Origin of the sequence: Mycolicibacterium flavescens (assembly GCF_001722335.1) — a bacterium.
In the GTDB taxonomy this organism is placed as follows: domain Bacteria; phylum Actinomycetota; class Actinomycetes; order Mycobacteriales; family Mycobacteriaceae; genus Mycobacterium; species Mycobacterium flavescens.
The window spans coordinates 1-14,446 of sequence record NZ_MIHA01000026.1; the positions used below are offsets into that span (position 1 = coordinate 1).

The 14,446-nt window shown below is 69.2% G+C and carries 13 protein-coding genes; 2 read left to right on the forward strand and 11 right to left on the reverse strand.

What is annotated here, in order from left to right:
- Both BHQ18_RS29315 and BHQ18_RS25275 read right to left on the reverse strand, forming a co-directional pair.
- Nucleotides 1-134: ATP-binding cassette domain-containing protein (locus tag BHQ18_RS29315; protein WP_411550521.1), on the reverse strand; the 134-nt coding region annotated here is incomplete at its 3' end.
- 74 nt (nt 135-208) lie between these two features.
- Entirely contained in the window at nt 209-877 is a 669-nt protein-coding gene (locus tag BHQ18_RS25275) for an HAD family hydrolase (protein ID WP_069416405.1), read from the reverse strand.
- A gap of 39 nt (nt 878-916) precedes the next feature.
- Between BHQ18_RS25275 and BHQ18_RS25280 the strand changes: the two genes are divergently transcribed.
- Complete coding sequence (locus BHQ18_RS25280; protein WP_069416457.1) at nt 917-1,714, forward strand: SDR family oxidoreductase; 798 nt, start codon at nt 917-919, stop codon at nt 1,712-1,714.
- A 30-nt stretch (nt 1,715-1,744) separates the two neighbouring features.
- On the opposite strand, the gene metH is transcribed toward BHQ18_RS25280, so the two are convergent.
- On the reverse strand, nt 1,745-5,503 hold the full coding sequence (gene metH, locus BHQ18_RS25285; RefSeq protein ID WP_069416406.1) for a methionine synthase: 3,759 nt from the start codon (nt 5,501-5,503) through the stop codon (nt 1,745-1,747).
- Nucleotides 5,504-5,936: 433 nt separating this feature from the next.
- On the opposite strand from metH, the gene BHQ18_RS25290 reads away from it, so the two are divergent.
- A complete protein-coding gene (locus BHQ18_RS25290) occupies nt 5,937-6,827 on the forward strand; it encodes a PAC2 family protein (protein ID WP_069416407.1) in 891 nt (296 codons plus the stop codon).
- 89 nt (nt 6,828-6,916) lie between these two features.
- On the opposite strand, the gene BHQ18_RS25295 is transcribed toward BHQ18_RS25290, so the two are convergent.
- From BHQ18_RS25295 to BHQ18_RS25330, 8 genes are all read right to left on the reverse strand, one after another.
- Entirely contained in the window at nt 6,917-8,350 is a 1,434-nt protein-coding gene (locus BHQ18_RS25295) for a DUF1254 domain-containing protein (RefSeq protein WP_069416408.1), read from the reverse strand.
- A complete protein-coding gene (locus tag BHQ18_RS25300; protein WP_069416409.1) occupies nt 8,347-9,225 on the reverse strand; it encodes an SDR family oxidoreductase in 879 nt (292 codons plus the stop codon). The genes BHQ18_RS25295 and BHQ18_RS25300 overlap by 4 nt, the downstream gene beginning before the upstream one ends.
- A 122-nt stretch (nt 9,226-9,347) precedes the next feature.
- On the reverse strand, nt 9,348-10,586 hold the full coding sequence (mshC, locus tag BHQ18_RS25305; RefSeq protein ID WP_069416410.1) for a cysteine--1-D-myo-inosityl 2-amino-2-deoxy-alpha-D-glucopyranoside ligase: 1,239 nt from the start codon (nt 10,584-10,586) through the stop codon (nt 9,348-9,350).
- A 58-nt stretch (nt 10,587-10,644) separates the two neighbouring features.
- Nucleotides 10,645-11,424: a 3'(2'),5'-bisphosphate nucleotidase CysQ gene (locus BHQ18_RS25310; protein WP_069416411.1), complete on the reverse strand. Its 780-nt coding sequence runs from the start codon at nt 11,422-11,424 to the stop codon at nt 10,645-10,647.
- A 3-nt stretch (nt 11,425-11,427) separates the two neighbouring features.
- On the reverse strand, nt 11,428-12,264 hold the full coding sequence (locus BHQ18_RS25315) for an Rv2133c family protein (protein WP_069416412.1): 837 nt from the start codon (nt 12,262-12,264) through the stop codon (nt 11,428-11,430).
- Nucleotides 12,248-12,835, reverse strand: a complete 588-nt coding sequence (locus tag BHQ18_RS25320; protein ID WP_069416413.1) for an Rv2134c family protein — start codon at nt 12,833-12,835, stop codon at nt 12,248-12,250. Before BHQ18_RS25320 ends, BHQ18_RS25315 begins: the two co-directional genes overlap by 17 nt.
- Nucleotides 12,836-12,881: 46 nt before the next feature.
- Complete coding sequence (locus tag BHQ18_RS25325; protein WP_069416414.1) at nt 12,882-13,607, reverse strand: histidine phosphatase family protein; 726 nt, start codon at nt 13,605-13,607, stop codon at nt 12,882-12,884.
- Nucleotides 13,604-14,434 carry an undecaprenyl-diphosphate phosphatase gene (locus BHQ18_RS25330; protein ID WP_069416458.1) on the reverse strand — a complete coding sequence of 277 codons (831 nt, stop codon included), beginning with the start codon at nt 14,432-14,434 and terminating at the stop codon, nt 13,604-13,606. The genes BHQ18_RS25325 and BHQ18_RS25330 overlap by 4 nt, the downstream gene beginning before the upstream one ends.
- Nucleotides 14,435-14,446: the final 12 nt, after the last annotated feature.

The window sequence follows — 14,446 nt, forward strand, 5'->3', positions numbered from 1 at the left end:
TCGACGATGATCTTGCCGCGCTCAGGGCGCAGCAGACCGATCAACGACTTCAAGAACACCGACTTACCGGTACCCGAGGGGCCGAGCAGAACGCTCACCTCACCCGGAGGCAGGTCGAAGGTGACGTGCGTCATGAAACGACCTCCCGCAGCAGTGCGTGATGGAGGTCACATTCAATCACAGACCGGTTGTCACGCGGCGTGTTCTCTCAGGTACGCGCGGCCAGTTCGCGGTGGACCGCGCGCAGATCGGCGGTACCCACCTGCGCCAGCGAGGAAACCTGGCGTCGACGGGGGCCGTCGGGCACCGCTATCTCGTTGGGGACCACCAGCACCGGGCATCCCGCGCTCTCGGCGGCCGCGGTGCCGGTAGCGGAATCCTCGACGGCCAGGCACTCGGCGGGCGACAGATCCAGCAATTGCGCCGCGCGACGGTAGACATCCGGGGCGGGTTTGCCGCGCGCAACCTCGTCGGCGCACACCGTCGCCGAGAAGTAGTGCGCCCCAATACTTGCCAGAGCGCTTTCGGTCAAGGCCCGTTGCGTGTTGGTAACCAGTGCCATCGGAGTTCCTTCGGCGGCAAGCTGATCCAACAATTCGCGGGCGCCTTCGCACCACGGCAGACCGGCCGCGAACAGTTCACCGGTGTAGTCGTGCAGCCATTGACTGGACTCGGTCATCGCGGCCTGGTCGAGGTCGAGACCGAGGTCGGTGTACACGGTGCGGATGGTGTCCTCGGCCGAGGCGCCGACCAGCGACGCCCGGACCTCGCGGGTCAGTTCGCCGCCGAGTTCGCGGTACAGCGCGGCCAGCGAGATGTCCCAGAGCTTTTCGGAGTCGACGAGCGTGCCATCCATGTCGAAGAGCACGGCCCGCATGGGGCCGATTCTGTCATGGGTGTCCCCTACGGTGAAATCATGACCCTTCTCGTGACCGGAGCCACCGGAAATATCGGCAGGCGTGTGGTCGATCAACTGATCAACCTGGGATGCAACGACATCCGCGCGCTGACCACCAACCCCGCCAAGGCCGCCCTGCCCGACGGGGTCGCCGCGGTGACCGGCTATCTCGGCCGTCCGGAGACGCTGCCCGCCGCTTTGGAGGGAGTTCGGGCCATGTATCTGGCGCCGTTGCCGTCGACGGTTGACGCCACGCTGGCGCTGGCGCGGGCGGCCGGCGTCGAGTACGTCGTCGCCCTGTCGGGCGGCGCCCACTGGCAGCCGCAGGCCGAGGCCGTGGCGGCATCGGGGATCGCGCATACCCAGATCGGCGCCGGTGAGTTCCTGGACAACTACGCGTTCTGGGGCGAGCAGATCCGAACCACGCGCACCGTACGCGAACCGTATCCGGATGTGGTGCAGGCGCCGGTGTCGATGGACGACATCGCCCGGGTCGCCGCGGTACTGCTCGCCGAACCGGATCCGTCGCACCGCTCTCGGATGTACGAGCTGACGGGGCCGCAGGCACTGACCCGCGTCCAGATCGCCGAGCAGATCGGCGTCGGCATCGGCGTCGACGTCACCTTCGCGGTGTGCGGCCGCGAGCAGGCCGAGCAGGCGCTGCGTCCGATGATGGGCGACGAAGTCCGTTGGTACTACGACATGCTCGCCGAGCACCCGCCGCAGTCGGCCAACACGCTGGTCGCCGACCTGACCGCCACACCCGCGCAGACGGTGGCACAGTGGGCCGCGGCCAACGCCGACGTGTTCCGGTAACCGAACCGAGGGGACCGGCGCCGTGGCGGCTCAGTCCTCCGGGTTGTAGCCGAGGTTGGGCGCGAGCCAGCGCTCGGCCTCCTTCAGCGTCCAGCCTTTGCGCTTCGCGTAGTCGGCGACCTGGTCCTGGGCGATGCGCCCGACGACGAAGTACTGCGACTGCGGATGCGAGAAGTACCAGCCGCTGACCGCGGCGCCGGGCCACATCGCCATCGACTCGGTCAGCTCGATGCCGGTCCGCTTCGTGACGTCGAGCAGCTCGAACAGCGTGGTCTTCTCGGTGTGCTCCGGGCAGGCAGGGTAGCCGGGCGCGGGCCGGATGCCGCGGTACTTCTCGCCGATCAGCTCCTCGTTGCCCAGCTGCTCGTCGGGCTGGTATCCCCAGATCTCCTTGCGCACCCGCTGGTGCATGCGTTCGGCGAACGCCTCGGCGAGCCGGTCGGCGACCGACTCCAGCAGGATCGCGCTGTAGTCGTCCAGCGCCGCCTTGAACTCCATGATCTTCTCCTGGCTGCCCAGGCCGGCGGTCACGGCGAACGCGCCGACGTAGTCGGCCAGCCCCGTTTCCTTCGGTGCCACGAAGTCGCCCAGTGACCGGTTCGGGATGCCCTCGCGGTGCTCACCCTGCTGACGCAGGTTGTGCAGCGTGGTCAGCACCTGGGTGCGGGTGTCGTCGGTGTAGACCTCGACGTCGTCACCGACGGCGTTGGCCGGGAAGAACCCGATCACCCCGTTGGCGGTCAGCCACTTCTCCTTGATCGCCGTGTCGAGCATCTCCTGCGCGTCGTCGTAGAGCTTGCGCGCCGCCTCGCCCGTCGCCGGGTTGTTGAGGATGTCGGGGAAGCGTCCCTTCATCTCCCAGGCGTTGAAGAACGGCTGCCAGTCGATGTACTCGCGCAGTTCGGCGAGGTCGTAGTCGAGGAACTCGCGCACGCCGAGACCCTGCGCGGGCACCGGCGGGGTGTAGCCGTCCCACTCGATCGGTGTGCGGTTCGCGCGGGCCTTCTCCAGGGTCAGCATCGGCCGGTCGTTCTTCTGGGCGTGCCGTTCCCGCAGGGAGGCGTAGTCCTTCTCGGTGGCCTCCAGCAGGCCCGGGCGCTGCTTGTCGTCGAGCAGCGCGGCGGCCACCGGCACCGAGCGGGACGCGTCCTTGACCCAGACCACCGGACCGCTGCGGCGCGGCGAGATCTTCACCGCGGTGTGGGCGCGCGAGGTGGTCGCACCGCCGATCAGCAGCGGGATCTCCAAGCCGGCGCGTTCCATCTCGACCGCGAAGTTGCTCATCTCGTCCAGCGACGGGGTGATCAGCCCGGACAGCCCGATGATGTCGGCGTCGTGCTCCTTGGCCGCGTCCAGGATCTTCTGCGCGGGCACCATCACCCCGAGGTCGATCACCTCGAAGTTGTTGCACTGCAGCACGACTCCGACGATGTTCTTGCCGATGTCGTGGACGTCGCCCTTGACCGTGGCCATCACGATGGTGCCGTTGGTGTCCTTCGATCCGGTTGTGCCGGCCTCTTCCTTCTCCGCTTCGATGAACGGCAGCAGGTACGCGACGGCCTTCTTCATCACCCGGGCCGACTTGACCACCTGCGGCAGGAACATCTTCCCGGAGCCGAACAGGTCGCCGACGACGTTCATCCCGTCCATCAGCGGGCCCTCGATCACCTCGATGGGACGGCCACCGGCAGCGGCGATCTCGGCGCGCAGCTCCTCGGTGTCGTCGTCGACGTGCGCGTCGATCCCCTTCACCAGCGCGTGCGTGATGCGCTCACGGACCGGCAAGCTGCGCCACTCGGCGGCCTGGGGGTCCTCCCCCTTCTCGGACTTGTTGAACCGTTCGGCGATCTCCAGCAGCCGCTCGGCGGCGTCCTCGCGCCGGTTGAGCACGACGTCCTCGATGCGCTCCCGCAGCTCGGGGTCGATCGAGTCGTAGGGCACCAATGCACCCGCGTTGACGATGCCCATGCTCAGGCCGGCCTTGATGGCGTGGTACAGGAACACCGCGTGGATGGCCTCGCGGACCGGGTTGTTGCCGCGGAACGAGAACGACACGTTCGAGATGCCGCCGGAGATGTGCACCCCGGGCAGGTTCTCCTTAATCCAGGCGCAGGCCTCGATGAAGTCGATGCCGTAGGTGGCGTGCTCCTCGATGCCGGTGGCCAGCGCGAAGCAGTTCGGGTCGAAGATGATGTCCTCGGCCGGGAAACCGACCTGTTCGGTCAGGATCCGGTAGGCGCGCCCGCAGATCTGTTTGCGGCGCTCGAGGTTGTCGGCCTGGCCCTCTTCGTCGAAGGCCATCACGACCACGGCGGCGCCGTACTTGCGGCACAGCCGGGCCTCGTGGATGAATTTCTCCTCGCCCTCCTTCATGGAGATCGAGTTGACGATCGGCTTGCCCTGCACGTTCTTCAGGCCCGCCTCGATAACCTCCCACTTGGAGGAGTCGATCATCACCGGGACGCGGCTGATGTCGGGTTCGGAGGCGATCAGCCTGGTGAACCGGTCCATCGCGGCGACGCCGTCGATCATGCCCTCGTCCATGTTGATGTCGATGATCTGGGCACCGACCTCGACCTGCTGCAGGGCCACCGACAGCGCGGTGTCGTAGTCCTCGGCCTTGATCAGGTTGCGGAACCGGGCCGAACCGGTGATGTTGGTGCGCTCACCGATGTTCACGAACAGCGAGTTGTCGTCGATGTTGAGCGGCTCGAGGCCCGACAGGCGGGTGGCGACGGGGATCTCCGGGACCACGCGCGGTGCCTTGCCCTCGACGACCTTGGCGATCTCGGCGATGTGCGCAGGCGTCGTCCCGCAGCACCCGCCGACCAGGTTGACGAAACCCGCCTCGGCGAAGTCGGCGACGTATCCGGCTTGGCGCTGCGGGGTTTCGTCATACTCGGCGAACGCGTTGGGCAGGCCCGCGTTCGGGTAGCACGACACGAACGTGTCGGCGATCCGGGACATCTCGGCGATGTAGGGCCGCATCTCCGGCGCGCCGAGGGCGCAGTTGAGGCCGACGGCGAGCGGCTTGGCGTGGCGGACCGAGTTCCAGAAGGCCTCGGTGACCTGACCGGACAGCGTCCGGCCGGACGCGTCGGTGATGGTGCCGGAGATGATCACCGGCCACCGGCGGCGACGCTCCTCGAACAACGTCTCGATGGCGAAGATCGCGGCCTTGGCGTTGAGCGTGTCGAAGATCGTCTCGACGATGATGATGTCGGCGCCGCCGTCGACCAGGCCCCTGGCGGCCTCGAGGTACGCGGCGACCAGCCGGTCGTAGGTGACGTTGCGGGCGCCGGGGTCGTTGACGTCGGGCGAGATCGACGCGGTGCGCGTGGTGGGGCCGAGCGCGCCTGCGACGTAGCGGGGCTTGTCGGGGGTGCTGAACTCGTCGCAGGCCGCCCGCGCCAGCGCGGCGCCCGCGTAGTTCAGCTCGTAGCTGAGCTCCTCCATGCCGTAGTCCGACAGCGAGACCGCGTTCGCGTTGAACGTGTTGGTCTCCAGCAGGTCGGCCCCGGCCTCGAGGTACTCGCGGTGGATCGCCTCGATGATGTGCGGCTGGGTCAGGTTGAGCAGGTCGTTGTTGCCCTGCAGGTCACTGGGCCAGTCCTTGAAGCGTTCGCCGCGGTAGCCGGCCTCGTCGGGGCGGTCGCGCTGGATTGCGGTGCCCATCGCGCCGTCGATCACCATGATCCGCTCGCGCAGGGTCGCCGTCAGTTCGTCGGTGCTGTCGGGACGGATGTTCGGCTCGAGACCGGACCCGATATTGGACTCAGATGAGTTCACAAGCGCTCCTTCCTCAACGGAAGGCGTCCTTGACTTCGCCGAGCGTGGCGGACACCGCGGGGAACCCCCGGTTCCGTTGCAACGCCTCTCGACCTCAGGAAGTCTACGTCGTCATCAGATCGACGTCCGGACACCTCGCTCGATGTCGCCGCCGGTCGCGTCGCGCCCGCTGACGGCGGGCGGTCGCAACTCGTCGGCGAAATCGGCGCCACAAGATCAACCAGTCTGTCGCCAAACATATTTCGTTCCGTCGACGTCCGCGGCCTGCGGGCGGGGGCCGGCCGCAACGTCACCGACCAGCGAGCGCGTCGACCCCGTCGGTGCAGTACACGCGCTGGTTGAACAAGGGCACGGATACAGGGTAGTCGCCGGATCGACTCGACTCGTGTGGCGATGGCGCTCCTACCCGCCGCGCAGGGCTTACGCTGGCGTTGTGACCTTGTCGGATGCGAGCGGTTTGACACCGCCCGACCTGCCCGAACTGAGCAACACGGTCGTCGTGGCGGCGTTCGAGGGCTGGAATGACGCCGGGGACGCGGCCAGCGACGCCGTCGAGCACCTGGACGCGATCTGGGAGGCCGAGACGATCTTCGAGATCGACGACGAGGCGTACTACGACTACCAGGTGAATCGGCCGGTGATCCGGCAGGTCGACGGGGTGACCCGGGAACTGGTGTGGCCGTCGATGCGGATTTCGCACTGCCGGCCGCCGGGGTCCGACCGCGACATCGTGCTGATGCACGGCGTCGAACCCAATATGCGCTGGCGCACGTTCTGCTCGGAGTTGTTGGCGATCGCCGACAAGCTGAACGTGCAGACCGTCGTCATCCTCGGCGCGCTGCTGGCCGACACCCCGCACACCCGGCCGGTGCCGGTGTCGGGCGCGGCGTATTCCCGCGACTCGGCGCAGGTGTTCGGGCTCGAGGAGACCCGCTACGAGGGCCCGACGGGGATCGCGGGGGTGTTCCAGGACGCCTGCGTGCAGGCCGGCATCCCCGCGGTCACGTTCTGGGCCGCGATCCCGCACTACGTGTCGCAGCCGCCGAACCCCAAAGCGACGGTCGCGCTGCTGCGCCGCGTCGAGGACGTTCTCGACATCGAGGTGCCGCTGGCCGATCTGCCGAGCGCCGCCGAGGAGTGGGAGCAGGCCGTGTCGGAGATGACCGCCGAGGACGACGAGATCGCCGAGTACGTGCAGTCGCTGGAGGAACGCGGCGACGCCGAGGTCGACATGACCGAGGCGCTCGGAAAGATCGACGGCGACGCGCTGGCCGCGGAGTTCGAGCGCTACCTGCGCCGGCGCGGCCCGGGCTTCCGCGGCTAGATCTGTTGCGGCGAGCGGCCAGTTACGGCGCGCGTCGAGCGGTTTTCTGTCAGGTAAGTGGCCGCTCGGCCCGCACACCCCCCAAGGGGTCAGACTTTTTCGGCCTTCGGCGGTTTCCAGGTGCCGTTGAGCGCGTCGGGCTTCGGCCAGTACAGCCGCATCACCATCAGGAACGGGCCCTTGGGGGCAGGTAGCCAATTGGCCTCCTTACCCGGCCCGGGTGAGGCGTTTTGCACGTAGATCGTGTAGCCGCCGTCGGGATCGGGCACCAGGCTGGGCAGCATCGGCGAGTTGATCAGGTACCGCTGGATGGGGTTGTCCACCAGCAGGCTCTGCGGCATCTCGTACATGGTCAGAGACCAGAACGAATTGACCGGCGGCAGCTGACCGGACGGGAACTTCACGACGTAGTTGTCGGCGCCGGTGAGCGGCGCGTCGGAGGCGTCCTGCCCGATGGCCGGATAGAGGGCTTCGGCAGCGGAGTTGCCGAAGATCCCGAACACCGCGCCGGCCATCCGGTACAGGTAGTTGCCCTTCAGATCCGCTGCGGTGCCGAAGAATTGGGCGGAGCCGACCTCGCCGGTGTCCACCTTCTCGCGGCGCAGCGTGTCCAGTTCGGCCCACGCGTCGGCCATTCCGCCCTCGATCGCCGCGCGCATGTCCGGAGACAGTTCGTCGGCCTCGAAGTCACCGTCGGGTCCGATCCCGATCGACGCGAAGCGCTCACGCATCTGCGTCTCGGCGGGCAACACCGGCGCGGTGCGCAGCGTGAAGCCGAGGATCTCGAAGAACTGCGGCGAGGTCCGCTGCTGCTCGGTCGTCAGCGGCGGCACGAAGTCGATCGGCGGCGCGGCCGGCGGCGGCGGCCGGTTCAGGTACACCGACAGCGGCGTCGCCTGGTATCCGGCCTGGATCTTCTTGACGTTCTCCAGGTCGGAGGGGCCGAACAGTTGCGTGCGGTAGATGACCGACGCGAGGTCGGTGTCGAACCGGATGACCTCGTCGACCCCGTCGGGCGTCTCGCCGGTCCAGTTCGGCCCGGCCACCAGGAACGTGCCGCCGCCGTTCCCGGTGGTGCGGCTGCCGACGTAGGCGACGTTGTAGGTGTAGCCGTCGATGAACTGCAGCGAGTAGTAACGGTCCTGTTCGATCGGCGGAACGGTCAGCACCAGCGGTTCGGTGCGCAGATCCAGGCCGAGCATCGAGTACGGCGTGTCCGCGTTCGGGGTCTGCACCGCCTTGTCGGCGGGCGTGTAGAGCCGCGCCTCGCTGTGCACCTCGTTGAAACCGCCCTTGTACTCCGGGCTCTGCTTGTCGACGAAGTAGGCGTAGCGGATGCGGTAGCTGTCGACCAGCGGGAAGCCGTAGATGTAGGCCTCCTTGGCGATCGCGCGGGCCTGCTCGGGGCTGACCGGCGCGGCGCCCGGGGGCGGCTCCACCGGCGTCGGCTCATCGGATCCCGTTGCGCCGCAACCGCTGAGCATGAGCGCCGCGGTCAGCGCGACGGCGATGCGACGTATCAACGCTTCTCCAGCGCTTCGGTGCGCTCGCTCATCGAGCGGCCGAGTTCAGCGACCTCGGCGTCCATCTTGGGCAGCAGATCGGGCACGGACTTCAGCGTGGCGCGCTCCCCCAGCCGTGACGCCAGCAGCGGTTTGAGCCAGCGCATCAGGCCGACGAACCGCGGGCAGTTGATCTGCCGCTTGCGGGCCTCGATGCCGGCGACGAACAGCTCACCGCACTTGTCCACCGAGGTGGTCTTGCCCAGCGGCCCGGGCAGCGAGTCGAGCATCTTGCGCGCGCTCGGCAGGTCCGAGCGGCTCTCCCGGACCAGCGGCGTGTCGATCCACAGCATGTGCGCCGACCCGACATCGACACCGTGGTGCGCGACCTCCAGGCGCAGCGCGTTGGCGAAATGCTCGGCGGCCGCCTTCGAGGCGTCATAGGGTGCCATGCCGGCCGAGGCGGCGTAGGCCGCCGCCGACGACACCACCAGCACGTAGCCGCGCCGGTCGATCACCGAGGGCAGCGCGGCGCGCACGGTGTGGAACACGCCGACGACGTTGACGTCCATGAGCGTCTGGAACGCCTGGGGGTCCACGCCGAGCACCGAGCCGTAGGTCGCGATGCCGGCGTTGGCCATCACGATGTCGATGCCGCCGAACCGTTCGACGCCCTTGGCGACCGCCGCCTCCATCGCCGCCAGGTCGCGCACGTCGGCGACCGCCGTCACCACCCCGTCCTCGCCGAACCGCGCGGCCACCTGGGCCAGCCGGTCGCAGTCCAGGTCGGTCAGCACCAGCTTGGCGCCCTTGGCGTGCAGGCGGCGGGCCACCTCTTCGCCGATGCCGTTCGCCCCGCCGGTGATCAACGCAACTTTGCCGCTCAGTGAACTCATGGCGGCTAAGGTACCGCGCCCTCGGCGGCATCCGGTGCACTCTCACCGCTCCGCGGGGGTGCACAAATGCCGCAGAACCAGCGGCGTGTCGTCGACAGACGCGCACGCTCGCCGCAACGGGGTTACAGCGCGATGCCCAGCAGGGCGTCGACGGCGGTCGCGACCAGCTGGCCGGCCTGCGGATCGTGGCCCCCGTAGGTCAACGCGTCGGTGGTCCAACCATCAAGGGCGGCAAGGGCTTTCGGAGTATCGAGATCGTCGGCGAGGTAGCGGCGCACCCGGGCGACGACGTCGGTCGCGTCCGGGGCGCCGGGAAGCGCGACGGCGGACCGCCAGCGGTCCAGCCGCTCGAGCGCCTCGGCGAGCACGGCGTCGCTCCAGAACCGGTCGGAGCGGTAATGCCCGGCGAACAGCCCGAGGCGGATCGCGGCCGGGTCGACGCCGTCGGCGAGCAGCCGCGACACCAGCACCAGGTTGCCGAGGCTCTTGCTCATCTTCTGGCCGTTCCAGCCGATCATCCCGGCGTGCACGTAGTGGCGGGCGAAGCGGCGTTCCCCGGTCACCGCCTCGGCGTGGGCGGCCGAGAACTCGTGGTGCGGGAAGATCAGGTCGCTGCCGCCGCCCTGGATGTCGAGGTCGGTGCCGATGCGGCTCAGCGCGATGGCCGCGCACTCGACGTGCCAGCCGGGTCGGCCAGGGCCGAACGGTGACGGCCAGCTCGGCTCCCCCGGCCGCTGCGCGCTCCACAGCAGCGCGTCGAGTTCGTCTCGCTTGCCGGGCCGCTCGGGGTCACCGCCGCGTTCGGCGAACAGCCGGCGCATGGTGTCGCGGTCGTAGCCGGATTCGTACCCGAACTGCGGGGTGGCGTCGGCGCGGTAGTAGACGTCGGGGTACTCGGCGTCGTCGACGACGTAGGCGGCGCCGGAGGCGAGCAGTTTCTCGGTCACCTCGATCACCTCGGCGATCGCGTCGGTGGCCGCGACGTAATCGTGTGGGGGCAGCACCCGCAGCGCGGACATGTCCTCGCGGAACAGCGCGACCTCGCGGTCGCCGAGGTCGCGCCAGTCGATGCCGTCGCGGGCGGCGCGCTCGAACAGCGGGTCGTCGACGTCGGTGATGTTCTGCACGTAGTGCACCCGATGGCCGCCGTCGAGCCAGAGGCGGTGCACCAGGTCGAAGGCCAGATAGGTCGCCGCGTGGCCGAGGTGGGTGGCGTCGTAGGGGGTGATCCCGCAGACGTACATGGTGGCGGTCGCGCCGGCGGCGACCGGGCGGACCTGCCGGTCGGCGCTGTCGTAGAGACGAAGCTGCGGACCCCGGCCCGGCAGCGCCGGAACGACGGGAGCCGGCCACGAATTCATAGCGTCGACTTTAGGCATCGTCGAAATCGACAACGCGGGGGCCTGTTCCATTCCCGGCTCAGCGCCCGAACCGGCTCTGGTAGGCCGCCAGAATGTGCTCGAGCAGCACGTCGGCCACCTCGGGGCGGCACATCAGCAGGTCGGGCAGGTACGGGTCGGGCCGGTTGTAGATCAGCTCCGAGCCGTCCAGCCGGGTGGCGTGCAGACCCGCGGCCTGCACCACACCGGCCGGGGCGGCCGAATCCCACTCCCACTGCCCGCCAGCGTGCAGGTAGGCGTCGACGTCGCCGCGCACCACGGCCATCGCCTTGGCGCCGGCCGAGCCGATCCGCACCAGCTGGATGTCCATCCGGTCGCGCAGCCACCACAGCACCGGCGGTGGCCGGTTGGAGCTGGCGGTGATCAGGATCGGCCCGTCGGTCCGCGGCGGCGGCGGGGTGACGGTGTCGGTGCGGTAGACCTCGTGGCGGGCCGGCAGCGCGACCGCGGCGTCGGTGATGCGCCCGTGGGGCCCGCCGTCGCGGCGCCACAGCGCGATGTGCACCGCCCAGTCCTTGCGCCGCGGCATCGAGAACTCGTAGGTGCCGTCGACCGGGTCGACGATCCACACCCGGTCGGCGTCGACCCGCGACAGGTCGTCGACGGCCTCCTCCGAGAGCACCGCGTCGTCGGGCCGCGCCTCGCGCAGCCGCTCGAGGATCAGCTTGTTGGCCAGTCGGTCACCGGCGTCGCCGAGGTCGTAAGGGTCGTAGAAGCCGATCTCCTCGCGTACCCGCAGCAGCATCTCGCCCGCCTCAGCGGCCACCTCGGCGGCCAGCGCCGCATCGGAAAGGGTCATGGTTCAGAACGCCGGCCACGGGATCGGGCGGCGGCGGTCGGGGGTGGGCATCACCGGATCATCCAGTAGGGCAACGGTTCTGGCTAACAGTGCGGCGATCTCACGGTCGGTGATGTGCTGACACAACTCGTCGGCCAGCCCGTCGCGCAACGCGTCGCGCAGCGCGGCCACCGACTCCAGGGTCGAGTCGTCGACGGGTTTGCCCGCCCACCCCCACAGCACGGTGCGCAGTTTGTCCTCGGCGTGCAGCGTCACGCCGTGGTCGACGCCGTACACGCGGCCGTCGACCCCGGACAGGATGTGCCCGCCCTTGCGGTCGGCGTTGTTGACCAGCACGTCGAACACCGCCATCCGGCGCAGCCGGTCGTCGTCGGCGTGCACGAGCGTGACCTCGTCGCCGGCGTAGTCGTAGGCCTGCAGGATCGGCAGGAACCCGGGCGGGATCTTGCCGGCGGGCAGCAGGTCGACCAGGTCGGGACCGACCGGTTGTTGGTCGTCGACCTCGTCGCCCGGCTGGTCGACCCACACCTGCACCATCCCCTCGCCGGCGGGCCCACCGCGAATGATGGTGTGCGGCACGATGTTCCAGCCCAGCGCGGCCGACACCAGGTAGGCGCCGCGCTCACGGCCGGCGAGCGTTCCGTCGGGGAAATCCCACAGCGGCGCCTCACCGGCGACCGGCTTGTACACGCAATGGAGCTGTCGCTCACCGAGACTGGCCTCACACAGGAAGGTCGCGTTGCTCGCCGAGCGGATCCGTCCGATGACGGTCAGCTCACCGCGCTGCAGGACCTCGTCGACCTCGCGAACGGAGTCGCCGCCCTCAGATGTCGACGTCATCGTCGGACTCGGAGAAGGCGCCGCGCCGGTAGCCGTTGGTGCGTACGCAGATGTGGCCTTCGGGGTCCAGCGGTTCGTCGCACAGCGGACACGGCGGCCGGCCCGCCGAGATCACCCGGTTCGAGCGGGTGGCGAACTCGCGGGCGGACTCGGGGGTGAGGAACACCCGCACCGCGTCGGGTCCGTCCTCGGCGTCGTCGAGCACCACCGAGGCGTCGAACTCGGTCTCCGAGACCGCGAGCAGCTCGACGACCACGGTCTGGGCCTCGGAGTCCCAGCCCAGGCCCATCGTGCCGACCCGGAACTCCGCGTCGACCGGGGTGATCAGCGGGCTCAGATCCTCGATCTCGCCGGTGTCGGGCGGGATCGGCGTGCCGAACCGGCGGTTGATCTCGAGCAGCAGCGCAGCGATCCGCTCGGCGAGCACGGCGACCTGTTGCTTCTCCAGCACCACCGACACCACACGCTTGTCGTGGACGGCCTGCAGATAGAAGGTTCGGTTGCCCGGCTGGCCGACAGTCCCGGCCACAAAACGGTCGGGTGTGCGGAAGACGTGAATTGCGCGGGGCATGGCACCTTCCAAAATACCGGCTGCGGGTTGTCGGCCGTAAATGCGACTACCCGGTGGAGCCGCCGACGACGGCGTCCTCGGGCGGCACGTCACCCTCCTTGGCGCCATCTCCGGAACCGTCCTTGCTGTCCGCCTTGGGCGGCGCGGCCAGGCCCGACGTCAGCTTCTCACCGGTGTGGTTGACGTGGATCACGAACGGCCGCAGCGTCGTGTACCGGATCACGCTGACCGACGCGGGGTCGGCGGTGATGCGCTGGAAGCTGTCGAGGTGGGTGCCCAGCGCGTCGGCGACGATGGCTTTGATGACGTCGCCGTGGGTGCAGGCCACCCACAGCGCGTCGCCGTCGTGCTCCTCGGCGAGCCGCCGGTCGTGTTCGCGCACCGCGGCCACCGCGCGCGCCTGCACCTGCGCCAGCCCCTCGCCGTCGGGGAACACCGCGGCGCTGGGTTGCTGCTGGACCACCGCCCACAGCGGTTCCTTGACGAGTTCGCCGATCTTGCGGCCGGTCCAGGCGCCGTAGTCGACCTCCGAGATCCGCTCGTCGACGGTCGGGGTGAGTCCCAGCGCCTCGGCCAGCGGCGCCACGGTCCGTTCACACCGCAGCAGCGGTGAACGCACGATCGCGCGGATCGGCAGCGACCCGATGCGGTCGACCACCGTGCGGGCCTGTTCGCGTCCTCTGTCGTCGAGGTCGACGCCCTCGGAGCGGCCGGCCAGGGTGTGCGCGGTGTTCGACGTCGAGCGGCCGTGCCGCAGCAGGATCACGGTCATGTGGCGGCCACCACCCCGGTGCCCAGCAGGATCAGCACGACGGTGCCCAGCAGCACCCGGTAGCCGACGAACCAGTACATGCTGTGCCGGACCAGGAACCGCAGGAACCAGGCGACCGCGGCGAACCCGACGACGAACGCGATCACCGTGGCCACCAGCAGCTGCGGACCGCTGGCGCTCATCCCCTCCCCGACCGGGTGAAACGCGTCGGGCAGCGAGAACAGGCCGGAGGCGAACACTGCCGGGATCGCCAGCAGGAACCCGAACCGCGCGGCCAGTTCCCGGTTGAGCCCGAGGAACAGGCCCGCGCTGATGGTCGCGCCGGACCGGGAGACGCCCGGCAGCAACGCCAGGCACTGGGCCAGGCCGACGATGATGCCGTCGCGCCAGGTGAGCTGTTCGACGGCGCGGACCTGGCGGCCGTAGTACTCGGCGGCGGCGATGACGGCCGAGAACACGATCAGCGCGATCGCGATCGCCCACAGGTTGCGTGCGCCCGTGCGGATCTCGTCTTTGAACAGCAGCCCGAACACGCCGATCGGGATGGTGCCGATGATGACGTACCAGCCCAGCCAGTAGTCGGCGTTGCGGCGCGCCTTGACGCGCAGCCCGCCGAACCAGGCCTTGACGATGCGGCCGATGTCGCGGGCGAAGTAGAGCAGCACGGCGAACTCGGTACCGAGCTGAGTGACGGCGGTGAACGACGCGCCCGCGTCGTGGGTGAAGAACACCCGCGACGCGATGGCCAGGTGTCCCGACGACGAGACCGGCAGGAATTCGGTGAGGCCCTGCAACACCGCGAGTACGACAACCTGCACCCACGACATCGCCGGCACGTC